Source organism: Oceanimonas sp. MB9 (genome assembly GCF_011319775.1).
Classification (GTDB): domain Bacteria; phylum Pseudomonadota; class Gammaproteobacteria; order Enterobacterales; family Aeromonadaceae; genus Oceanimonas; species Oceanimonas doudoroffii.
The window spans coordinates 742,902-764,562 of record NZ_VFBE01000005.1; the positions used below are offsets into that span (position 1 = coordinate 742,902).

19 protein-coding genes and 1 other RNA gene are annotated in these 21,661 nt (G+C 59.3%); 12 read left to right on the plus strand and 8 right to left on the minus strand.

Going from position 1 to position 21,661, the window contains the following annotated elements; genetic code table 11:
- The first annotated feature begins 7 nt into the window (after positions 1 to 7).
- The 4 genes from OJHNALOF_RS06720 (at position 8) to purF (ending at position 5,058) form a co-directional block, all read left to right on the plus strand.
- Positions 8 to 1,339, plus strand: coding sequence for a replication-associated recombination protein A (locus tag OJHNALOF_RS06720; protein WP_165661555.1), 1,332 nt, complete (start codon positions 8 to 10; stop codon positions 1,337 to 1,339).
- A 110-nt stretch (positions 1,340 to 1,449) separates the two neighbouring features.
- Positions 1,450 to 2,748, plus strand: a complete 1,299-nt coding sequence (gene serS, locus OJHNALOF_RS06725; protein WP_165661556.1) for a serine--tRNA ligase — start codon at positions 1,450 to 1,452, stop codon at positions 2,746 to 2,748.
- A gap of 280 nt (positions 2,749 to 3,028) precedes the next feature.
- Positions 3,029 to 3,517 (plus strand): CvpA family protein, encoded by a 489-nt coding sequence (locus OJHNALOF_RS06730; protein ID WP_094200564.1) that lies wholly within the window; start codon positions 3,029 to 3,031, stop codon positions 3,515 to 3,517.
- 20 nt (positions 3,518 to 3,537) lie between these two features.
- On the plus strand, positions 3,538 to 5,058 hold the full coding sequence (gene purF, locus OJHNALOF_RS06735; protein WP_094199853.1) for an amidophosphoribosyltransferase: 1,521 nt from the start codon (positions 3,538 to 3,540) through the stop codon (positions 5,056 to 5,058).
- 53 nt (positions 5,059 to 5,111) lie between these two features.
- Here purF and OJHNALOF_RS06740 read toward each other — a convergent pair whose 3' ends face one another.
- Positions 5,112 to 5,711, minus strand: a complete 600-nt coding sequence (locus tag OJHNALOF_RS06740; protein WP_094199852.1) for a Yip1 family protein — start codon at positions 5,709 to 5,711, stop codon at positions 5,112 to 5,114.
- A gap of 394 nt (positions 5,712 to 6,105) precedes the next feature.
- On the opposite strand from OJHNALOF_RS06740, the gene OJHNALOF_RS06745 reads away from it, so the two are divergent.
- Positions 6,106 to 8,730, plus strand: a complete 2,625-nt coding sequence (locus OJHNALOF_RS06745; protein WP_165661557.1) for an EAL domain-containing protein — start codon at positions 6,106 to 6,108, stop codon at positions 8,728 to 8,730.
- Here OJHNALOF_RS06745 and OJHNALOF_RS06750 read toward each other — a convergent pair.
- The 3 genes from OJHNALOF_RS06750 to smpB all read right to left on the minus strand — a co-directional run bounded on the left by OJHNALOF_RS06750 (position 8,727) and on the right by smpB (position 11,354).
- Complete coding sequence (locus OJHNALOF_RS06750) at positions 8,727 to 10,298, minus strand: sensor domain-containing diguanylate cyclase (RefSeq protein WP_165661558.1); 1,572 nt, start codon at positions 10,296 to 10,298, stop codon at positions 8,727 to 8,729. The genes OJHNALOF_RS06745 and OJHNALOF_RS06750 overlap by 4 nt on opposite strands.
- A gap of 160 nt (positions 10,299 to 10,458) precedes the next feature.
- Positions 10,459 to 10,819, minus strand: a transfer-messenger RNA (tmRNA) gene (gene ssrA, locus OJHNALOF_RS06755).
- Between the two features lie 49 nt (positions 10,820 to 10,868).
- Positions 10,869 to 11,354 (minus strand): SsrA-binding protein SmpB, encoded by a 486-nt coding sequence (gene smpB / locus OJHNALOF_RS06760; RefSeq protein WP_165661559.1) that lies wholly within the window; start codon positions 11,352 to 11,354, stop codon positions 10,869 to 10,871.
- A 137-nt stretch (positions 11,355 to 11,491) separates the two neighbouring features.
- On the opposite strand from smpB, the gene OJHNALOF_RS06765 reads away from it, so the two are divergent.
- Together OJHNALOF_RS06765 and OJHNALOF_RS06770 are read left to right on the plus strand one after the other, a co-directional pair.
- Positions 11,492 to 11,941, plus strand: coding sequence for an SRPBCC family protein (locus OJHNALOF_RS06765; RefSeq protein ID WP_094199848.1), 450 nt, complete (start codon positions 11,492 to 11,494; stop codon positions 11,939 to 11,941).
- A complete protein-coding gene (locus OJHNALOF_RS06770) occupies positions 11,922 to 12,263 on the plus strand; it encodes an RnfH family protein (RefSeq protein ID WP_165661560.1) in 342 nt (113 codons plus the stop codon). Before OJHNALOF_RS06765 ends, OJHNALOF_RS06770 begins: the two co-directional genes overlap by 20 nt.
- Positions 12,264 to 12,304: 41 nt before the next feature.
- Here OJHNALOF_RS06770 and OJHNALOF_RS06775 read toward each other — a convergent pair whose 3' ends face one another.
- Positions 12,305 to 12,643: an outer membrane protein assembly factor BamE gene (locus OJHNALOF_RS06775; protein ID WP_094199846.1), complete on the minus strand. Its 339-nt coding sequence runs from the start codon at positions 12,641 to 12,643 to the stop codon at positions 12,305 to 12,307.
- Positions 12,644 to 12,806: 163 nt separating this feature from the next.
- On the opposite strand from OJHNALOF_RS06775, the gene udp reads away from it, so the two are divergent.
- Positions 12,807 to 13,565, plus strand: coding sequence for a uridine phosphorylase (gene udp, locus OJHNALOF_RS06780; protein ID WP_094199845.1), 759 nt, complete (start codon positions 12,807 to 12,809; stop codon positions 13,563 to 13,565).
- A 64-nt stretch (positions 13,566 to 13,629) separates the two neighbouring features.
- Here udp and recN read toward each other — a convergent pair whose 3' ends face one another.
- Both recN and nadK read right to left on the minus strand, forming a co-directional pair.
- The gene (recN, locus tag OJHNALOF_RS06785) at positions 13,630 to 15,297 is read right to left on the minus strand and encodes a DNA repair protein RecN (protein ID WP_094199844.1); all 1,668 of its coding nucleotides are present in this window, start codon (positions 15,295 to 15,297) and stop codon (positions 13,630 to 13,632) included.
- A gap of 147 nt (positions 15,298 to 15,444) precedes the next feature.
- Positions 15,445 to 16,329: an NAD(+) kinase gene (gene nadK / locus OJHNALOF_RS06790; RefSeq protein WP_094199843.1), complete on the minus strand. Its 885-nt coding sequence runs from the start codon at positions 16,327 to 16,329 to the stop codon at positions 15,445 to 15,447.
- A 179-nt stretch (positions 16,330 to 16,508) separates the two neighbouring features.
- On the opposite strand from nadK, the gene grpE reads away from it, so the two are divergent.
- From grpE to greA, 4 genes are all read left to right on the plus strand, one after another.
- Complete coding sequence (gene grpE / locus OJHNALOF_RS06795; RefSeq protein WP_094199842.1) at positions 16,509 to 17,123, plus strand: nucleotide exchange factor GrpE; 615 nt, start codon at positions 16,509 to 16,511, stop codon at positions 17,121 to 17,123.
- A 123-nt stretch (positions 17,124 to 17,246) separates the two neighbouring features.
- Positions 17,247 to 19,175: a molecular chaperone DnaK gene (gene dnaK / locus OJHNALOF_RS06800; RefSeq protein WP_094199841.1), complete on the plus strand. Its 1,929-nt coding sequence runs from the start codon at positions 17,247 to 17,249 to the stop codon at positions 19,173 to 19,175.
- Between the two features lie 88 nt (positions 19,176 to 19,263).
- Entirely contained in the window at positions 19,264 to 20,397 is a 1,134-nt protein-coding gene (dnaJ, locus tag OJHNALOF_RS06805; protein WP_094199840.1) for a molecular chaperone DnaJ, read from the plus strand.
- Positions 20,398 to 20,523: 126 nt separating this feature from the next.
- On the plus strand, positions 20,524 to 21,000 hold the full coding sequence (greA, locus tag OJHNALOF_RS06810; protein ID WP_094199839.1) for a transcription elongation factor GreA: 477 nt from the start codon (positions 20,524 to 20,526) through the stop codon (positions 20,998 to 21,000).
- 20 nt (positions 21,001 to 21,020) lie between these two features.
- Here the strand turns inward: greA and OJHNALOF_RS06815 are convergent, their stop codons facing one another.
- Complete coding sequence (locus OJHNALOF_RS06815; protein WP_165661561.1) at positions 21,021 to 21,614, minus strand: PilZ domain-containing protein; 594 nt, start codon at positions 21,612 to 21,614, stop codon at positions 21,021 to 21,023.
- Between the last annotated feature and the right edge of the window lie 47 nt (positions 21,615 to 21,661).

Sequence of the window (21,661 nt, forward strand, 5' to 3'; positions counted from 1 at the left end):
TGCGGCCATGAGTACCCTGAGCCTGGACTTTGATCAGGACGACTTTCGCCCGCTGGCGGCGCGCATGCGTCCGGAGCGTATCGATCAGTACCTGGGGCAGCAGCATATTTTGGGGCCGGGCAAGCCGCTGCGCCGGGCGCTTGAGGCGGGCCATTGCCACTCCATGATCCTGTGGGGGCCGCCGGGTACCGGCAAGACCACTCTTGCCGAATTGGTGGCGCACTACTGCGATGCCCAGGTGGAGCGGGTATCGGCAGTCACCTCCGGAGTGAAGGACATTCGCGCAGCCATTGACCGGGCCCGGGAGCACAAGCTCGCCGGCCGGCGTACCATTTTGTTTGTGGACGAGGTGCACCGCTTCAACAAGTCCCAGCAGGATGCCTTTCTGCCCCATATCGAGGACGGCACCGTCACCTTTATCGGCGCCACCACCGAGAACCCGTCCTTTGAACTGAACAACGCACTGTTGTCCCGGGCCCGGGTTTACCTGCTCAAGCGCCTTGAAACCAGTGATGTGGAGGCCATGCTTGAGCAGGCCCTGCACGACAAGCGTGGCCTGGCGGGGCAGGGTATTCAGCTTGCCGAAGGCGTACGGCACGCCCTGGCAACGCTGGTGGATGGCGACGGCCGCAAGGCGCTCAATTATCTTGAACTGCTGGCAGACATGGCCGAAGAGCACAATGGCGAACGCCACATCGACAAGGCGCTGCTGGCGGAAGTGACCGGCGAGCGCCTGGCCCGATTTGATAATCAGGGCGATCTCTATTACGACCTGATCTCTGCCATTCACAAGTCCATTCGCGGCTCCAACCCCGATGCCGGCCTGTATTGGTATGCGCGCATGGTGACTGCCGGCTGCGATCCCCTCTATATTGCCCGCCGGCTGCTGGCCATTGCCTCGGAAGACATCGGCCTGGCCGACCCCAAGGCCATGGACGTGGCCCTGGCGGCCTGGGACTGCTTTACCCGGGTGGGCCCGGCGGAAGGGGAGCGGGCCATTGCCCAGGCCATTGTCTATCTCGCCTGTGCCCCCAAGAGCAACGCCCTCTACACCGCCTGGAAGGCGGCGCTGAAGGATGCCCGCGAGCTGCCCGATTTTGAGGTGCCGGTGCACCTGCGCAACGCCCCCACCAAACTGATGAAGGAGCTGGGCCACGGCGCCGAATATCGCTACGCCCACAACGAGCCCGGTGCCTATGCCGCCGGCGAGACCTATCTGCCCGAGGCCATGATTGGGCGGCGCTACTATGAGCCCAATGAGCGGGGCTTTGAGCAGAAAATACAGGCAAAGCTCGACTACCTCAGCAAGCTTGACGAGCAGGCCGGCAACAAGCGGTAGCCGAACCGGCCCCGCTTGCCTTGGCCCGCCGGCGAGGATGCTGATAAACTGTGGCCCGAACCGATTTCAAGAGCCCGCGTGAAAACGCATCACACGAATTAAGGTAACTCATGCTGGATCCCAAATACCTGCGCAGCGACATTGACGACACGGCCGCGCGGCTGGCTAGCCGTGGTTTCACCCTCGACACCGCCCTGTTCAACGGCCTGGAAGAGCGCCGCAAAACCCTGCAGGCCCGCACTCAGGAGCTGCAGGCGGAGCGTAATGCCCGCTCCAAGGCCATTGGCCAGGCCGCCCGCAACGGCGAAGACATTGCTCCGCTGAAGGCGGCGGTAACCGCCATCAATGACGAGCTCGATGGCTGCAAGGTGGAGCTGGATCAGCTGCTGAACGACATTCAGGCCTTTTGTGCCGCCATTCCCAACCTGCCTCACGAGTCGGTACCGGTGGGCAAGGACGAGAACGACAACGTCACCGTGCGCAGCTGGGGCGAGCCTACCGAACTGGGCTTTGAGCCCAAGGATCACGTGGCCCTGGGCGAGGCCCTGGCCGGCCTCGACTTTGAAGGTGCGGTCAAGCTGTCCGGCTCCCGTTTTGTGATCATGCAGGGGCAGATCGCCCGCATGCACCGGGCCCTGGCCCAGTTCATGCTGGATCTGCACACCAGCGAGCACGGCTATACCGAATGCTACGTACCCTATCTGGTGAACAGCGACAGCCTCTACGGCACCGGCCAGCTGCCCAAGTTCTCCGCCGATCTGTTCCACACCGCCATCGAGGGTGAGGGTGACGAAGAAGGCAAGGTACGTCGTTTCTCACTGATCCCCACTTCCGAAGTACCGCTGACCAACATCGGCCGGGACGAAATCTTTGACCCAGCCCAGTTGCCGCTGCGGCTCACCGCCCACACCCCCTGCTTCCGCTCCGAGGCCGGCTCCTACGGCCGCGATACCCGCGGGCTTATTCGCATGCACCAGTTCGACAAGGTGGAAATGGTGCAGCTGGTGCACCCCGACACTTCCTGGGACGCGCTGGAAGAGATGGTTGGCCATGCCGAGAAGGTGCTGCAGCGCCTGGAGCTGCCCTATCGGGTGATGGCCCTGTGCACCGGCGACATGGGCTTTGGCGCCACCAAGACCTACGATCTGGAAGTGTGGCTGCCGGCCCAGGACACCTACCGGGAGATCTCCTCCGTGTCCAACTGCGGCGACTTCCAGGCCCGCCGCATGCAGGCCCGGGTACGCGGCGCCGATGGCAAGCCCCAGCTGCTGCATACCCTGAACGGCTCCGGCCTGGCGGTGGGCCGCACCCTGGTGGCGGTGCTGGAAAATTACCAGCAGGCAGACGGCCGCATTCGTGTGCCCGAGGTGCTCAAGCCCTACATGGGTGGCCTGGAGTTTATCGGCTGAGAGGCACCGTGAAGGCAGCAAGGCCGGGGTATTGCCCCGGCTTTTTTATTGGCTGCCGCTCGTCACGTTAGCCCGCAGGGATACGCAACCGGCCGCGCATTCCCACGTCGCCGTCTTACCTCCCGGGCTGGACGCGATAGGTGCCGACCTGCGTCTGCAGACGTCGCTCCTTGCCCGCGATAGTTTCATCTTGAATGAAGTTTATCCGCATTTTCGTCGCCTTTTACCGGGTGGGTTTGATAGAATGCGCGGCAATCAGGAGGGCTTCGGCACTAACATGATGATTTGGATAGACTACGTAATACTCGGCGTTATCGGCCTGTCGGCCCTCATCAGCCTGGTCCGGGGCTTCGTCAAGGAAGCCATGTCCCTTGCCACCTGGGTGGCCGCCTTCTTTATCGCCAGCCGTTTTTACGCCGATCTGGCGGTGTTTCTCGACATTACCGATCCGCTGTTCCGCAATGGCGCCGCCATTGCCATTCTGTTTGTGCTTACCCTGATCCTGGGCGCCCTGGTCAACTACATCGTCGGCGAGCTGGTCACCCGTACCGGCCTGTCGGGCACCGACCGGGTGCTGGGCGTCTGTTTTGGCGCCGTGCGTGGCGTGTTTATCGTCGCCGCGCTGCTGCTGTTTATCGATACCCTGACCGCCTTTCCCCAAAGCCTGTGGTGGAAACAGTCGGTGCTCATCCCCGAGTTTGGTATCGTGATCCAGTGGTTCTTTAATATGCTGCAGAATTCATCCAGCTTTTTACCCCCCAAGCTATAGTAATTCGAGGAAATTTGGACATGTGTGGGATTGTCGGTATTCAAGGTACGACCCCGGTCAACCAGGCGCTGTACGATGCGCTTACGGTACTTCAGCACAGAGGACAGGATGCCGCCGGCATCGTCACCATCTCCGGTGACACCTTTCGTCAGCGCAAGGCCAACGGCCTGGTGCGGGACGTGTTTGAAGAACGCCACATGGAGCGTCTCATCGGTAACGTCGGCATCGGCCACGTCCGCTATCCCACCGCCGGCAGCAGCAGTGTTGCCCAGGCCCAGCCATTTTATGTGAACTCGCCCTTTGGTATTGCCCTGGCCCACAACGGCAACCTGACCAACGCCGATGAGGTGAAGGAAGAGCAGTTTCGCGTGGCTCGCCGCCACATCAACACCACCTCCGACTCGGAAGTGCTGATCAATGTGCTGGCTCACGAGCTGGATCAGCAGACTCAGAAGCTGCACCTGGAGCCGGAGCACGTGTTTGCCGCCGTGGCCAAAGTGCATGAGAAGGTGCGTGGCGCCTACGCGGCGGTGGCGGTGATCATCGGCCACGGCATGCTGGCGTTTCGGGATCCCAACGGCATTCGCCCGTTGGTGCTGGGCAAGCGCGATGCCGAAGACGGCAACACCGAATACATGGTGGCGTCCGAGAGCGTGGCCCTGGATGCGGTTGGCTTTACCCTGATCCGCGACGTGGCCCCGGGTGAGGCGGTATACGTCACCGAGCAGGGTGAACTCTTTACCCAGCAGTGCGCCGCCGAGCCCCAGCATCATTCCTGCATTTTTGAATACGTCTATTTCGCCCGTCCGGATTCCTTTATCGACAAGGTTTCTGTTTATGCCGCCCGTGTGCGTATGGGCCAGAAGCTGGGCGCCAAGATTGCCCGTGAATGGGAAGATCTCAATATCGACGTGGTTATTCCCATTCCCGAAACCTCCTGCGACATCGCGTTGGAAATCGCGCATAACCTGCAGCTGCCTTACCGCCAGGGTTTTGTGAAGAACCGCTATATCGGCCGTACCTTCATCATGCCCGGCCAGCAGCAGCGCCGGCAGTCGGTGCGCCGCAAGCTCAATGCCATTCCGTCGGAATTTGCCGGCAAGAACGTACTGCTGGTGGATGACTCCATCGTGCGCGGCACCACGTCCGAGCAGATCATCGAGATGGCTCGGGACGCCGGTGCCAAAAAGGTGTATTTCGCTTCTGCCGCTCCGGAAATTCGTTTCCCGAACGTTTATGGCATCGACATGCCTTCGGCCAATGAGCTGATCGCCTATGGTCGTGAGTCGGAAGAAATTTGCAAGCTCATCGGTGCCGACGGCCTTATTTTCCAGGAGCTGGAAGATCTGGAAGACGCGGTGCGTCATTTCAACCCGGAGCTGCGCCGGTTTGAAACCTCGGTATTTACCGGTGAGTACGTAACCAAGGACGTTAACCAGGAATATCTGGACGCCCTTAATTCCCAGCGCAACGATGCGGCCAAACAAAAGGACAGCATCGATAACAGTCACCTGGAGATGTACAACGAAGGCCAGTCTTAAGGCCTCAAAAAAAGCCGGGGATGCCCCGGCTTTTTTATGCTCGTCATGTTGCCTTAATTGGTATAGATGGGTCCCAGCCCCCAGCTCCATACAATCACAGAGCCAACCATGATGCACACCAGCAGAATAAGGCCGCAGGTTACCACCGAGCTTGCGTAAATAAAGCCGCGCTCTTCGGGAATGTGCATGATAATCGGCACGCCGGAATACAGCAGGTAGACCGAATAGGCCAGGCCCGCCAGGCCCACCATCATCAAGAACACCGGCTCCGGATAAAGGACCGCCAGGCCGGTCATAAACAGCGGGGTGGCGGTGTAGGCGGCCAGCTCCATGCTTTGGGTGAAGGTCGGGTTGGCACCAAAGGTCTTGGCCATCCAGAAGGTCAGGTAGGCCAGGGCAAAGACCCCGCCAATCAGGGTGAAGTACATGCCCACTGACATGATCAGCGCACTTTGGGTGGTCATCATGATGGTGTTCTGGGTTCCAAAATGCCAGCCGATGAGGGTGGCCGAAATAAAGGTACATACCGACGGGATCAGGGCGATGAAAATCAGGTGGGTCAGGCTGTAACTGAGGCTTTCATGGTGATCATCTATGGTATGCCACTCATCCTTGGGGTGGGCATACAGACCCCAGATGTGGTTCAAAATCATGGCTCATTCCCCCAAAAGTTCCGTAGCCACATGGCTGACAGCGAGTGTTGAGTTGAAACGGCCGGCGCCGTCCCGCCTCTGATTAGTTATTGGCCAGCCCAGGGCCAGCGTCAAGTTTTTCTACGTATAAACCACAGGATCGATTTTTCTGATGTCGACGGTGGCAATAGCTGCTGGTATTTCAAAAGGGACGTTTTGATTGCCGGCGATGATGCTGCTAATCTTGCCCAGGTTCTTATTATGTGAGAAGGATGGCGGCTAAGTTGCTGTATTAACGCCGTAATCTGATAAACTGCGAGTTCGCCTTCCGGCTTGAAAATGGCAATGCCGGTTTTGCCTTTTGCTCTGCCTGCTACATATGGCCGACCGATGCTGTATTTGAATATGAATGTAAATGCTTAATATCGTGATTCAACAGGCCGTGGTGTTGCTGGCCATGGGCTGGTTGCTGACCCTGAATGCGCGCAAGGGCCGTCACCATCCGCGCCTGGCCATAGTGACCACAGGATTCTGGTTTGGTCTGGCGGCCATCGTTTGCATGCTGCTGCCCTTTACCGTGGCGCCCGGCGTGTTGCTCGACGCCCGCAGCGGCGTGATCTTTGTGGCCGGGGTGTTCGGCGGTCCCTTGTCTGGCGCCCTGGCGGCGCTGATGGCGGCCCTGTGCCGACTCTGGATCGGCGGAGCCGGTGCCTTTAGCGGGGTACTCAATATCGGATTTGCCCTGGTCCTGGGACTGGCCTTTCGTCACGGAGTTGGCCGGGGCTGGCTGCGCATCAACCTGTGGCACTTGCTGCCGGCGGTGCTGGTATTGCATGCCGCCAGCCTGCTGCTGATCGCGGCCCTGATGACGCCGGTGCAGCGGGAACTGATGCCTGAGTATATCTGGCCCTATCTGGCGGTGGTCGTACCGCTGACCCTTATCCTTACCCTGATTTTGCACGATGCCGAGCAACGCCAGCGGGAGCAGGCGTTGCTTGAGCACAGCGAAGCCCGCCTGCGCGCCATTACCGGCGCCTTGCCGGATCTGATGTTCGTGATGAACGAGCAGGGCCGATGTCTGGAGGTGATGGCTTCATCCTCGGCACAGCCTTACCCCGTGGCCAACAACGTGATTGGCAAGCTTTTACCCCAGCTGTTTGAGCCGGCACTGGCCAGGCGTTTCCAGGACTTTATTCGGCGTACCTTGACGCAACAGGGCTGTCAGCGGCTGGTGTATGAGCTGGGCGAGGGAGACGACCGGCGAGTATTTGAAAGCCGGGCTCAGGCCATGGAGGCGCCCCTGAACGAAGGGCCTGCTGCGGTGGTGCTGACCCGCGACATCACTCAACGGGAGCTCAATGAAACCGAACTGCGTATCGCGGCGGTGGCTTTTGATAGTTTTGAGGGCATGATGATCACCGATGCCCAGACCCGTATTTTGCGGGTAAACCGGGCCTTTACCGAGATCACCGGTTACGGGGTGGAGGAGGTCATTGGCAATACGCCGGCGATGCTGGGCTCCGGCCAGCACGACGGTGCATTCTACCGGCAGATGTGGCGCCATATTCACGACCATGGCCACTGGCAGGGGGAAATACTCAACCGGCGCAAGTCGGGGCATGTTTATCCCCAGTGGCTGTCGATCAGTGCAGTGCGCGACGTACAGGGAGAGGTTAGCCATTATGTGGCGTCCATCAACGATATTTCCCAGCGTAAAAAGGATGCGGAGCGCATCAATCACCTGGCCTTTTATGACGGGGTGACCGGCCTGCCCAACCGACGCTTTCTGTATCAGCGTCTGGCGGAGCTTATCGACGTGCAGCGGGACTTGAGCGGCCTGATCTTTATCGATCTCGACAAGTTCAAGCACATCAATGATCTCTGGGGGCTGTCGGTGGGGGATCAGGTATTGCAGCAGGCGGCCCTGCGCCTCAGCAACCTGATGCACCCCGGCGACCTGGTGGCGCGGCTGGGCGGTGACGAGTTTGTGGTGCTGAGCACCGGCCTGCCGGCGGACAAGCGCCAGGCCGCGGCTCACCTGGAGCAACTGGGATACACCCTGCTGTCGGCGCTGGAGCAGCCTTATGCTCATGAAGAACATGCGTTGCGTTGTGGCGCCAGCCTGGGCATGGTGCTGCTTGAAGGGCAGCACGCCTCACCGGACGAACAGGTGCAACAGGCGGAGCTGGCCATGTACCAGGCCAAGTCGGAGGGCAAGGGCAAGCTGTGCTTCTTTGACCGGGGCATGCAGGAGCGGGTGGCTCGGCGGCTGCGACTGGAAGAAGACATTCAGCGTGGCCTGGATGCGGGAGAGTTCGTGGCCTGGTATCAGCCCCAGTTTGATCATCGTGGGCGCATTATCGGCGCCGAGGCCCTGGCACGCTGGCTGCACCCGGAGCAAGGTACGCTGGCACCCGGTGCCTTTATTGACGTGGCCGAAGGCAGCGGCCTGATGAACCGTATCGATCACATGGTGCTGCAGAGTGCCTGCCGGCAAATGGCGCGCTGGGCACAGCTGAGTGAATTCGGCAGTTTCACCCTGTCGGTAAATATCGGGGCCTCGCGCCTGTATCAGGCCGGCTTCGTCGAAGAGGTGCTTCAGGTGTTTACGCAGACCGGCGTGGATCCGGGCTGTATCAAGCTGGAAATTACCGAGTCGATGCTGCTTGACGACATGCCCGGGGCCATTGACCGCATGCAGGCGCTCAAGGCCCACGGCGTGCGCTTTGCCATTGACGATTTCGGCACCGGTTATTCCTCGTTGCTTTATCTGCAGCGGCTTCCCTTGGACCAGCTCAAGATCGATCAGTCCTTTGTGCAAGCCCTGCCTCATGACGACAACAGCCTTGGCATCATCAAGGCCATTATCGGCATGGCGCAAAGTCTGGGATTGGAAGTGATTGCGGAAGGGGTGGAAACGGATGCTCAGCGTACTCAGCTGTACCAGCTGGGCTGTCATCGTTATCAGGGTTACCTGCTGTCGCGGCCCGAGCCTGCCGAGCGGTTACAGGCCCTGATGCAAAGCCCCCGTTACGGCTAATTCGCGGTGGCCATGGCCACCCGGTTACGTCCTTCTCGTTTGGCCCGGTACAGGGCCTGGTCGGCCCTGTTGAGCACCGTTTTAGTGCTCTCGTCGTTACCGGCCCAGTGTGCCACACCCAGCGACAGGGTTATGTGGCCCACGACCGGCATGGGGTTGGATGCCACGCCCTGGCGTAATCGCTCTGCAACCTCACGGGCATTGTCTGCCGAAGCCTGGGGCAGGAAAATCATAAACTCTTCGCCGCCGCTTCGGCACAGGGCGTCCTCCCGGCGGGCCTGCTCTTTCATGACCGAGGCCAGGCTGCTCAGTACCCGATCTCCGGCATCATGACCGTGGGTATCGTTGACCTGTTTGAAATAATCGATATCCAGGGTAATGACCGAAAAGGGCGTCTGTTGCTGGGTGTAGCTATCCAGCAGTTGCTCCATGCCTCGGCGATTGAGCAGGCCGGTGAGGGCATCGGTGTGACTGTCGGTATGCAGCTGGTCAATACGATCGTTCAGCCGTCCTATGCCACGCAGAATGGCACGCTTGAGCTGGGCCGCCTCGTAATACCAGGAGCGTACACCGGAAATGTCGGCCTGTGCGTCCTGTCTGCTCATCAGGCCGGTGGAGGTGGCCAGTTGCCAGAGCGGGCGGGAAATAAACAGTGCCGACAGCCAGATGCCGATCAGAGTCAGTAATGACAGCGGAATGCTTTTCAACACTACCCGCAACAGGTGCTCGTTGATACCAGCCAGCGTCGCGGCCTTGGGGCGCTGTGCCACTATGCCCCAGCCGGTGCTGGGGACCGGGGCGAACCCGGCCAGCATGTTCACCCCTCGGGAATTGATCACGGGATGGGCATATTCATGTCCCTGCAGCACATCGTCTATTGCGCTGTTATCGCGAATGCGTTCGCCAATGCGGTCGGGGTTGGGGTGATAAATCAGGGTCTTGTGGCGGTCCACCACATACAGGTAGGAACCGTCCTGATAATAATGCTGGCCCAGTATTCGACCCAGAATATTGCTCTGTTCCAGATAGATGGTGCCAGCCACATAACCCAGGTAGTCGCCATTGGTGGCAAACACCGGGTGTGACATGCTGATGATGTAGTTGCCGGCCGGGGACACAAAGGGATCGGTGATCAGCGGTGTTTTGGCTTTAAGCGACTGCCGAGCACTCGCAGATGTGAGTCTAACCCCCTTGACCTTGAGGGTCTGGGGCGAGGTCGCGATAATGACACCCTTGGCATTGACCACCACCACCGAATTGAAGGTATCACTCTGCTGGTGAAGCCTTGCCGTCTCTGCGAGCAGCGCCGCCTCATCGTCCATTCTGGTGACCAGTTGTCCGGCACTATAGGCCAGCTGTTGGCGGGTGGCGGCGATAACGCTTTCGGTGACTTCTGCCAGCTTGGCGGCATACACCCGGTTGGCTTCCAGGGTATTGTTGATAAGCAGAGAGCGCTGCACGTCATAGGTGGCGTACAAGCTGTTGCACAGGGTGATGATGACGCTGAAAACCGCCATGGCCAGCATCAGGTTGCGAAGATTGAGCCGGGGCAGTGAACTGGATGACATGACAGCAGAACCTGAGGGAAGGGCAAATAAACCCGTAAGTCAATTTTCTGGAATGTTACTGGAACCGGACTCAAAAAACCATGCCGGACACAGGAGGTTAGATGGCACTGGCAGGACACTGGCCAACAAAAAGGCCCCATTAAGGGGCCTTCCAATCGATTGGTGGAGCTGGCGGGAGTTGAACCCGCGTCCGAAAAACCTACGTCGTCGGTACTACATGCTTAGTCAGTCATTAAATTCGCCAGCTGCTGCGGACTGACACGCCACAGACAGACTATCCTGAATTGGTTTTAACGCTTCAACCGTCAGGCACGGCATCCACGCGATCCTGTGAAGGATGACCTTCCGATTCCCTAAGTCACAGGCAAGTTAGGGCAGAAGGGCTCTGCGCAGGTTATTAAGCTGCCAGTGCGTAGTTTTCGTCGTTTGCGACTATTTTTTTGCGATTGTTTAACGAGGCCTATCGCACCTCGGCATGCACCTTGGAGTTCGAGAATCTCGTCGAATCCTGAATCAGCCCCAAGTTGAACTTTGATCTTATTGCAATTACTGCCGAAACACAAGCCCTGCTTAGCGGCCCTTGTGTTTCATCATACGGGCCTTTTCCCGTTGCCAGTCGCGTTCCTTCATGTCCTGGCGCTTGTCGTGGGCTTTTTTACCCTTAACCAGGCCAATCTCGGCCTTGACCCAGGACTTGGACCAATACAAAGACAGCGGCACCAGGGTGTAGCCTTCCCGTTCAATCAGGCCGGTCAGGCGGTCCAGCTGGCGTTTGTGCAGCAGCAGCTTACGGGTGCGTAACGGATCGCAGACCACATGGGTAGAGGCCATGTTGAGAGGGTTAATGGTGGCGGCAAACAGGAACGCCTCGCCATTTCTCATGAACACGTAAGCCTCGCCGATGTTGGCCTTGCCGGCGCGCAGCGCTTTAACTTCCCATCCCTGCAGCTCGAGTCCGGCCTCGAATTTTTCCTCGATGGAATATTCGTGCCGCGCCTTGCGATTGACGGCGATGCTGCTGGAGACGGGTTTCTTTTTGGGTTTGTTTTTTGCCATAGTGCGCGCATTATACGGTGCCCTTTGGTGCTTGGGAATTGGCTAACTGGCGACCGGTCACTTTTTGAGCTTCACCTGAGGGTGAGCCCGGCTCGCATAAGTGTTAAAATCGCCCCGTCAGAATGCCAGGAGAGGTTATGCCGAGTATTACTCGAAGTGCGCTGGTGATGTTCAGTGCCAAGCAGATGTATGAGCTGGTCAATAATGTGGACGATTACCCGCAGTTTCTGCCCGGGTGCGTGGCCAGTCGCGTACTGGATAAAAACGAACACAGCATTACGGCGGCGCTCGATGTGGCCAAGGCTGGAATCCGCAAGACCTTTACTACCCGCAACCGCCTTGAACAGGACCACAAAATCAACATGGAACTGGTCGATGGTCCCTTCAAGGCGCTGAACGGTGGCTGGACTTTTATTCCCCTTGATGAAGACGCCTGCAAGGTGGAGCTGAAGCTGCATTTCGAGTTCAAGTCCCGGCTGGTGGAGCTGGCTTTTGGCGGTATCTTCAAGGAGCTGACCAATGCCATGGTGCATGCCTTCAGTGAGCGGGCGCGGGAGGTATACGGCAATGCATCTTATTCAGGTTGAAGTGGTATACGCCCTGCCGGACCGGCAGACGGTGCTGAGCCTGCGTGTGTCTCCCGAGGCCACGGTGCGGGAGATCATCGAGCAGTCCGGTATTCTGCAGCAGTTTCCCGATATCGATCTCGAGCAGAACGCGGTGGGCATATTCAGCCGGCAGGTCAAGCTGGGCCAGTCGGTACACGACGGTGACCGCATTGAAATCTATCGGCCGCTGCTGGCGGATCCGAAAGACATACGCCGGCGCCGGGCCGAGCAGGCCAAGGAAGAAGGCCGGGCCGACAAGGTCACCGGCGGCCGGCCGGATCCCAAGCGTACTCGCAAATAAAAACGGAGCCCGCGGGCTCCGTTTTTATTGGGATAATGGCATTACAGACCCTGTTCAAAGGCTTCGGGTGAGGTGAAGTCGCCGCCCATGGTCACCAGACCATCATTGACGAAATCCAGCACCAGACGTTTTTGTTCCAGCTCACCCCGACCCGGCTTGAAATAATAGAGATAGACCCAGCGGTCGTGATTAAAGCCATCCAGGCTCATGGGATTTCCCAGCAGGAAGCGCACCTGCTCCTTGGTCATGCCCTGGCGAAGCTGTGCCACCTGTTTTTCTTCCAGGTAGTTGCCCTGGGGAATGTCGACCTTGTAGACCAGGTTACAACCGGTCAGGGGCAGGGCGAGAAAAAGGGGTAATATCAAGCTTTTGAGTTGCATAGGCGGTGTTGTCCTGTGAATCCTGCCGGCATCATAGCGGCACTGCAATGGGATGTAAAAGACTGACCGGTGCCGCTTGAATTGGTTCCGCGGGTTAACATGGTGATTTTCCCCGGGCTGGCTTACTATTCGAGGCTATTGTACTCGCTTGAGGAACTTCGTGATGACCAAACATGTTTTTCATCTGGGTGTGACCGATGAGGATTTGCGTGGCGCCGCACTGGCCATTCTGCCCGGTGCACCGGAACGGGTAGAGCGCATTGCCCGTCAGCTGGAAAATCCGGTGCACCTCGCCAGCCAGCGGGAGTTTACCTCCTGGCTGGGAGAGCTGGATGGCAAGCCGGTGGTGGTGTGTTCCACCGGCATTGGCGGACCCTCCACTTCCATTGCGGTGGAAGAGCTGGCTCAGCTGGGAGTACGTACCTTCTTGCGGGTGGGCACCACGGGGGCCATACAGCCCGAGGTGGCGGTGGGTGACATTATTGTGACCACGGCAGCGGTGCGCCTCGACGGCGCCAGCGGTCATTTTGCCCCCCTGGAGTTTCCGGCCGTGGCCAATTTTGATTGTACCTGTGCCCTGGTGGATGCGGCACGGGAGCTGGGCGTGGCGCCCCATGTGGGCATTACCGCGTCGTCCGACACCTTTTATCCTGGCCAGGAGCGCTACGACACCCATTCGGCCCGCATGTTGCGCCGATTTCAGGGCAGCATGAAGGAATGGCAGTCGATGGGCGTGCTGAACTACGAAATGGAGTCGGCGACCCTGTTCACCATGTGTGCCAGTCAGGGCCTGAAGGCCGGTTGTGTGGCGGGGGTGATCGTCAACCGAACCCAGCAGGAAATTCCTGACGAAAGCACAATGCAAAACACCGAGCAAAAAGTGATCGACATCGTGGTGGGTGCCGCCCGCCGGCTGGTGTAGACGTTGGAAATAAGATGTGGGACGTGTTATGTCTTCCCGTTTCCACATCTTCCGTTTCCCCGTTTCACTCACACACCAGCAGTTCCCGGGCATTAGCCAGGGTATTGTCGGTAATGCGGTTGCCACCCAGCAGTCGGGCCAGTTCCTGCAGGCGGAGTGGTTCGTCCAGCTCCTGCATGCGGGTTTCGGTATTATCGGTATTGCTGCTCTTGCTCACAAAGAAATGCTGATGGCCATTGCCCGCCACCTGGGGCAGGTGAGTGATCACCAGCACCTGGGTTGACTCGCCCAGTTTCCGCAGCAGCTTGCCAACCACAGCGGCGGTGGGGCCACTCACGCCCACGTCCACCTCGTCAAAAATCAGCGTCGGGGTTTCCACCTTCTGGGCGGTAATCACCTGAATCGCCAGGCTGATACGTGACAGCTCGCCGCCCGACGCCACTCGGGCCAGCGGGCTCATGGGCTGGCCCGGATTGGTGCTTACCAAAAACTCGACCCGGTCGATGCCCAGGGGAGAGAACCCGGCGCTGGCATCGGCGTGCACCTGTATTTCAAAACGACCCTTTTCCATGCTGAGCTGGTGCAGGCTATGGGTGATCTGCTTGTTAAGGGCGTCGGCGTATCGCTGGCGGCTCTGGCTCAGTCGCTCGGCAGCCTGTACAAAGTTTTCCCGGGCCTGCTCCACTTCTTCATCGAGTCCTTCCAGCCGGCTGCTGCCGTGATCCATGTCGGCCAGTCGGGCCTTGAGCTGCTGGTGGAACAGGAACAGCTCGGCGGCGGGCACATGGTGCTTGCGCGACAGCTCCATCACCTTGCTCATACGACTTTCCACCTCATGCAAGCGCTCCGGATCCAGTTCCAGCCGATCCAGGTAACGGCCGAGCTCGCTGTGGCCTTCTTCCAGCTGAATGAGGCTGCCTTCCACCATTTCCAATACCGGGCCCAGGCGCGAGTCCATGGCAACCAGCTCGCTCAGGGTTTTCAGTCCCTGGCGCACCAACTGCAGGGCATTGCTTTCGTCGTTGTCGCCCAGCACATTAAGGGCCAGCTGGCAGTCAGTGAGCAGCTCGGCACCGTTTGACAACCGTTTGTGCTCGGCTTCCAGCTCGGGGAATTCGTCTTCGGCCAGGGCGAGCTCGTCGAGCTCCGCCACCTGATATTCCAGCAACTGGCGCTCCGCCTGCCATTTTTCCTGTTCGGCTTGCAGCTGTTTGCGCTCGTTGTTGAGCTGCCGCCAATGCTGATAACCGGCGCTGACACCGGCCAGCAGCTGGTGGTGACCGGCATAGGCGTCGAGCAGGGCGCGCTGATGATCGGGTTTTTGCAGCTCCTGATGGGCATGCTGGCCGTGAATATTGACCAACAGGCCGCCCAGGGCCTTGAGTTGCGACAGCGGCACCGGGGTGCCGTTGATATAACCGCGGGAGCGGCCTTCCCGGCTCAGGGTGCGGCGCAGTATGCACTCATCCTGCTCGTCCAGCTCCTGCTCGCACAGCCAGGCCTTGACTCGGGGCAGTTTGTCGATGCGAAAGCGGGCACTGATGTCGGCCTTGTCGGCACCAGGGCGCACCGAGTCGGCATCGGCGCGCTCGCCCAGGGCAAGGGCCAGGGCGTCGATGGCGATGGATTTGCCGGCGCCGGTTTCGCCGGTAATGCTGGTCATGCCTTTACGCAGATCCAGCTCGAGAAAGGAAACGATGGCGAAATTGCTGATGGTGAGCTGAAGCAACATGGTGATTCCCCGCAACAAAATAGATGCTGTATGGGAATACAGTATACTGTTGTTTTATACAGTGCAAGGGGAGGGGGTGGTGAGGGGTAAGGTGTGAGGCGAATCCGTAATTTACTTCTCACCCCTCACTCCTCACCCCTCACGGGATCAGAACAGCTTGCTGCCCCAGCCCAGTTTGCTGCGCAGTACTTCAAAATAACTGTGGCCCCGCGGGTGCAGCAGCTTCAACCGGTGTGGGCTCTTGTTGATGTGAATTTCATCACCGGGTTGCACCGCCAACGACACATGGCCGTCACAGCTCACCAGCATGTGCTCGCTCTTGTTGGCGGGGGAGAGCACCATTTTTATCTGGGCGTCGGCGTCGATCACGATGGGCCGGCAGCTCAGGGTATGGGGGAACATGGGCACCAGGGTAATGGCGTTGAGGTTGGGGGTGAGAATGGGGCCGCCTGCGGAGAGGGAATAGGCGGTGGAGCCGGTAGGGGTGGCCACTATCATGCCGTCGGCGCGCTGGCTATACATGAAATGGCCGTTGATATATACCTCAAACTCAATCATGTGGGCGATTTTGCCCGGGTGCAGTACCGCTTCGTTCATGGCGGTATTGCTGGCCTTGAGCTGCCCGTGGCGGTGCACCTGGGCTTCCAGCAGAAAGCGGTGTTCGGTCTGGTAATCACCGGCCAGCAGCCGTTCCAGTGGCTGCTCAAAGCTGTCGGGGGAGATATCGGTCAGAAAGCCGAGGTTGCCCCGGTTAACACCCACTACCGCCACATCAAAGCGGGACAGCACGCGGGCCGAGCCCAGCATGTTGCCGTCACCGCCCACCACGATGGCCAAATCGGCGCGCTCGCCCAGCTCCACCATTTCCAGCAACTCGGCGTCGGCCAGGCCCAGTTGTTCACCCACCCGGCGCTCGATCACCACATTCAGACCCAGCCCCGCCAGGTAGCGGTACAGCGCCACCAGGGTCTGGTTGGCGCCCTGATGATCCGGTTTGCCGATAAGGGCGATGGTATTGAAGTCGGTTTCCATAAATCACTGTCCGGCGAAGCGGTCCACATTGCTCGACGTTGTTGAATAATCGCCATTCTAATCAGAGTGTTGCCCAAGTGCTACCAGGGGGAATGCAAGTCTCTGTGCTTTCGCCCTTGAAATGACAATCCGCGTCCCCATATAGCCAGCAAAGTTCATTGATACTGACGGGAGACAACATGAGCAGCAAGCAGAATCAGGTGGATACGGAGCAGGCCGCAGAACTCGAGCAGGAGCAACAGCCGGCCGCCGAGGCTGAGCAGGTCGAGCAAGCGCAGGATGCCGTCCAGCCCGATGCGGCTTATGTCGCCGAACTGGAACAGAAACTGGCCGCCGCCGAAAGCAGTGCCAAGGAAGAGCGGGACAACGCCCTGCGTGCCGTGGCCGAGATGGAAAATATTCGCCGCCGCGCCGCGCAGGACGTGGAAAAGGCACAAAAATTTGCCCTGGAAAAGTTTGCGGGTGAGCTGCTGCCGGTGATCGACAGCCTGGAACGGGCCATCGAGCACACCAGTGAGGAAAGCGATGCCTTTAAGGCAGTGCACGAAGGCGTGGAGCTGACCCTGAAGTCGTTGCTGAACGTGGTGGAAAAATTCGGCGTTGAGCCCATCGACCCCAAGGGCCAGCCCTTTGACCCCAACAAGCACCAGGCCATGAGCATGGTGGAAAGCGACGAAGTGGCGCCCAATGCCGTGCTGGCGGTGATGATGAAGGGCTATGAGCTTAACGGCCGGGTGCTGCGCCCCGCCATGGTCATGGTGGCCAAGGGCCCGGCCATCGACACTCAGGCCTGAACCAGTTTCAGCAAAAAAATGTGACCGTCGTCTTGAAAGCCTTCACCGGCAGCCACATATAGACGTTAAAGCAAAATACACCAAACGCTTGTTACCGAATTAGCAATATCAAGAGAGGATTCTATGGGTAAAATCATCGGCATCGATCTGGGTACCACCAACTCCTGCGTTGCGATCCTGGACGGGGATACTCCACGGGTCATTGAAAACGCCGAGGGTGCCCGCACAACTCCCTCCATCATCGCCTATACCGACGATGGCGAAACCCTGGTAGGTCAGCCCGCCAAGCGCCAGGCCGTGACCAACCCCAAAAACACCCTGTTTGCCATCAAGCGCCTGATCGGCCGTCGCTTTGAAGACGAAGAAGTGCAGCGCGACATCAAGATCATGCCCTTCAGCATCGTTAATGCCGACAACGGCGACGCCTGGGTGGAAGCCAAAGACAAGAAAATGGCACCGCCGCAGATCTCTGCCGAAGTGCTGAAGAAGATGAAGAAGACCGCCGAAGACTATCTGGGTGAGGCCGTCACCGAAGCCGTTATCACCGTGCCGGCCTACTTCAACGACGCCCAGCGTCAGGCCACCAAGGATGCCGGCCGCATCGCCGGTCTGGATGTAAAACGTATCATCAACGAGCCCACCGCCGCCGCTTTTGCCTATGGCGTGAACAAGGCTCAGGGTGACCGCAAGGTGGCCGTATACGATCTGGGTGGTGGTACCTTTGATATTTCCATCATCGAAATCGATGACATGGACGGCGAAAAGACCTTTGAAGTACTGGCTACCAACGGTGATACTCACCTGGGTGGTGAAGACTTTGACAACCGCCTGATCACCTACCTGGTGGAAGAGTTCAAGCGCGAGCAGAACTTCGATCTGCGCAACGACATGCTGGCCCTGCAGCGTCTGAAGGAAGCCGCCGAAAAAGCCAAGTGTGAGCTGTCTTCCGCCCAGCAGACCGAGGTGAACCTGCCCTACATCACTGCCGACGCCAGCGGTCCCAAGCACCTGAACATCAAGGTAACTCGGGCCAAGCTGGAGTCCCTGGTAGAAGACATGGTCAAAAAGTCCCTGGATCCGGTGCGCACCGCGCTCAAGGATGCCGGCCTGTCCGTGTCCGATATCGACGACGTTATTCTGGTGGGCGGTCAGACCCGTATGCCGCTGGTGCAGAAGGCCGTAAGTGACTTCTTTGGCAAGGAGCCGCGCAAGGACGTGAACCCCGATGAAGCCGTGGCCGTGGGTGCCGCCATTCAGGGTGCCGTACTGTCCGGTGACAAGAAGGACGTGCTGCTGCTCGACGTGACCCCGCTGTCTCTGGGTATCGAGACCATGGGTGGCGTGATGACCGCGCTGATTGAGAAGAACACCACCATTCCGACCAAGAAGTCCCAGGTGTTCTCTACTGCCGAAGACAACCAGTCTGCCGTGACCATTCATGTTATTCAGGGTGAACGCAAGCGTGCCGCCGACAACAAGTCACTGGGCCAGTTCAACCTGGAAGGCATTCGTCCGGCGCCGCGTGGCCTGCCGCAAATCGAAGTGACCTTTGACATCGACGCCGACGGTATTCTGCACGTGTCCGCCAAGGACAAGGACACCGGCAAGGAGCAGAAGATCACCATTCAGGCCTCTTCCGGTCTGAGCGAGGAAGAGATCGATGCCATGGTACGCGCCGCCGAGGCCAATGCCGCGGAAGACAAGAAGTTCGAAGAGCTGGTAGCGGCCCGCAACCAGGCCGACGGTCTGGCTCACGCCACCCGCAAGCAGCTGGAAGAAGCCGGTGACGCCCTGGCCGCCGACGACAAGAGTGCCATCGAGTCTGCCCTGAGCGCACTGGAAACCGCCGTTCGTGGTGAAGACAAGGCCGAGATCGAAGCCAAGCAGCAGGCGCTGCTGGAGGCGTCCCAGAAGCTGATGGAGGCCGCTCAGGCCAAGGCTCAGTCTCAGGCCCAGGATGCGGGTGCCCAGACTCAGGATGCCGGCAGCAACAAGGCCGACGATGACGTGGTGGATGCCGAATTCGAAGAAGTCAAAGAAGACAAGAAGTAAGGCAACCCCGGCGCACAGACGCTGACCGTGCGGGCGTTGGGACACCAACGCCCGCCTTTGTGTTAATCAGCAGGTAAGCACGCAAGCTATGTCGAAACGAGATTACTATGAGGTGCTTGGCGTCTCCAAGGGAGCCGACGAGCGCGAAATAAAGAAAGCCTACAAGCGAATGGCGATGAAATATCATCCCGATCGCAACAAGGACGATGCCGACGCGGCCGACAAGTTCAAGGAAGCCACCGAGGCCTACGAGGTGCTCACCGATGCCCAGAAGCGGGCGGCCTACGACCAGTTTGGCCACGATGCGGTCAATGGTCAGCACGGTGGCCACGGCGGTTTTGGCGGCGGTGCCGATTTCAGTGATATTTTCGGTGACGTATTCGGCGACATCTTCGGCGGCGGACGGGGCCGGCAGCAGCGTTCTGCCCGCGGATCGGATCTGCGCTACAACATGGAGCTGACCCTGGAAGAAGCGGTCAGGGGCGTGACCAAAGAGATCAAGGTGCCCACCCTGGTCGGCTGTGATGTCTGTGACGGCAGCGGCGCCAAGCCGGGTACCCAGGCCAAGACCTGCCCCACCTGCCATGGCCATGGCCAGGTGCAGATGCGTCAGGGCTTTTTCACCGTGCAGCAACCCTGCCCTCATTGCCGCGGCAAGGGCAAGATCATCAGTGATCCCTGCACCACGTGTCATGGCGAAGGTCGTTACCAGAAGACCAAAACCCTGTCGGTGAAAATTCCGGCGGGTGTGGACACCGGCGATCGCATTCGCCTGTCCGGCGAAGGGGAGGCGGGTGAAGCCGGCGCCCCGGCGGGTGACCTCTACGTGCAGATGCACGTGCGTGAGCACGAAATTTTCGTGCGCGACGGCAACAACCTGTTCTGCGAAGTGCCCATCAGCTACACCGCCGCGGCCCTGGGAGGCGAGGTGGAAGTGCCCACCCTGGACGGCCGGGTCAAGCTCAAGATCCCCGCCGAAACCCAGACCGGTCGCATGTTCCGGCTCAAGGGCAAGGGCGTGCGTTCGGCCCGCAACGGCCAGCTCGGGGATCTGGTGTGCAAGGTCTACATCGAGACTCCGGTGAACCTGACCGAAGAGCAGAAGGAGCTGCTGCGTCAGCTCGAGGACTCCTGCGGCGGCTCTGCGGCCAAGAAGCACAGGCCCAAGTCGGAAGGCTTCTTTGACGGGGTTAAGCGTTTCTTTGACGATTTGACCCGCTAAGCCCGCTGTATTAGGCTGGTCCTACAGCCAAAGCGGCCTTTGGCCATGTAAAAATGCTAACGATTTGAGCCCTGTTCCGGCAGGGCTCTTGTTATTTTGTTGTTTGAAAGGAACCGGGTTTCCACCATGAAACAAACACCCATGACCATTCGCGGCGCGCAAAAGCTGCGTGAAGAGCTGGACCACCTCAAGTCGGTGCGTCGCCCCCAGATTATTGAAGCCATCGCCGAGGCCCGCGAGCACGGCGATCTGAAGGAAAACGCCGAGTATCATGCCGCCCGTGAGCAGCAGGGCTTTTGCGAAGGCCGCATTCAGGAAATCGAGTCCAAGCTGTCCAATGCCCAGGTCATCGACATCACTCGCATGCCCAACAATGGCAAGGTGATCTTCGGCTCCACCGTGACCCTGTTCCGCGTGGATGACGAGCGCGAAATCACCTACCGCATCGTGGGCGACGATGAGTCCGACATCAAGGCCAACCTGATTTCGGTCAATTCGCCCATCGCCCGGGGCCTGATCGGCAAGGAAGAAGACGATGTTGCCGTGGTCAAGACGCCCTCCGGTGACGTGGAATACGAAATCATCAAGGTCGAGTACCTGTAACCTGCGCCGGGAGTGGCCGTTCAGCGCCGCTCCTGCTCCCTGCTTTTCAGAAACTCCCGAAACACGAATTCCGACAACGCCAGCCTGTCGGCAATGGCCAGCTCAAACTGCACCGAACTGATGCACACGCCCCGTTGACGCCGTTTGCGCAACAACTCCAGCTGCATCGGTAAGCGCTGGCCGTCGTTCAGCTCCAGTAATACCCGTCGGCTGACCTGCTGCCGGAACAAGGGATGTGCCGAGACCAGCTGCATGCCGCTGACCGAGAGATCGGCAATGTCCGCTGCCAGCGGCAGGCCGTTGTCGCGCAACAGCCGCACCCCGGCGGGTGAGGGCAGGCGCCAGGCCCGTTCCTGCACCCCGCCGGAGATAATCTCGGGCACACACAGACGGGCCTCTTCGGCATGCTCCTGGCGCTGATCCAGGCTGAGGGGAAAGATCAGATAAATACCGTCCAGTGTCAGGGTCAGCTCCAGGGTCGAGGCATCGGACAGCAAGGGGCGCAGTGCCGCGTCCATGTGAATGGACAGGCTGAGCGGGGGCTCGGCATGTTGCTGACGAAACACCTCGTTCAGCATGGCCAGCTCTTCATCGTCAAGGTATCGGTGAGGCATGGACAGTTGCGCCTGGCAAGTTCCCTTTAAGATTAGGAGCAGTTTGG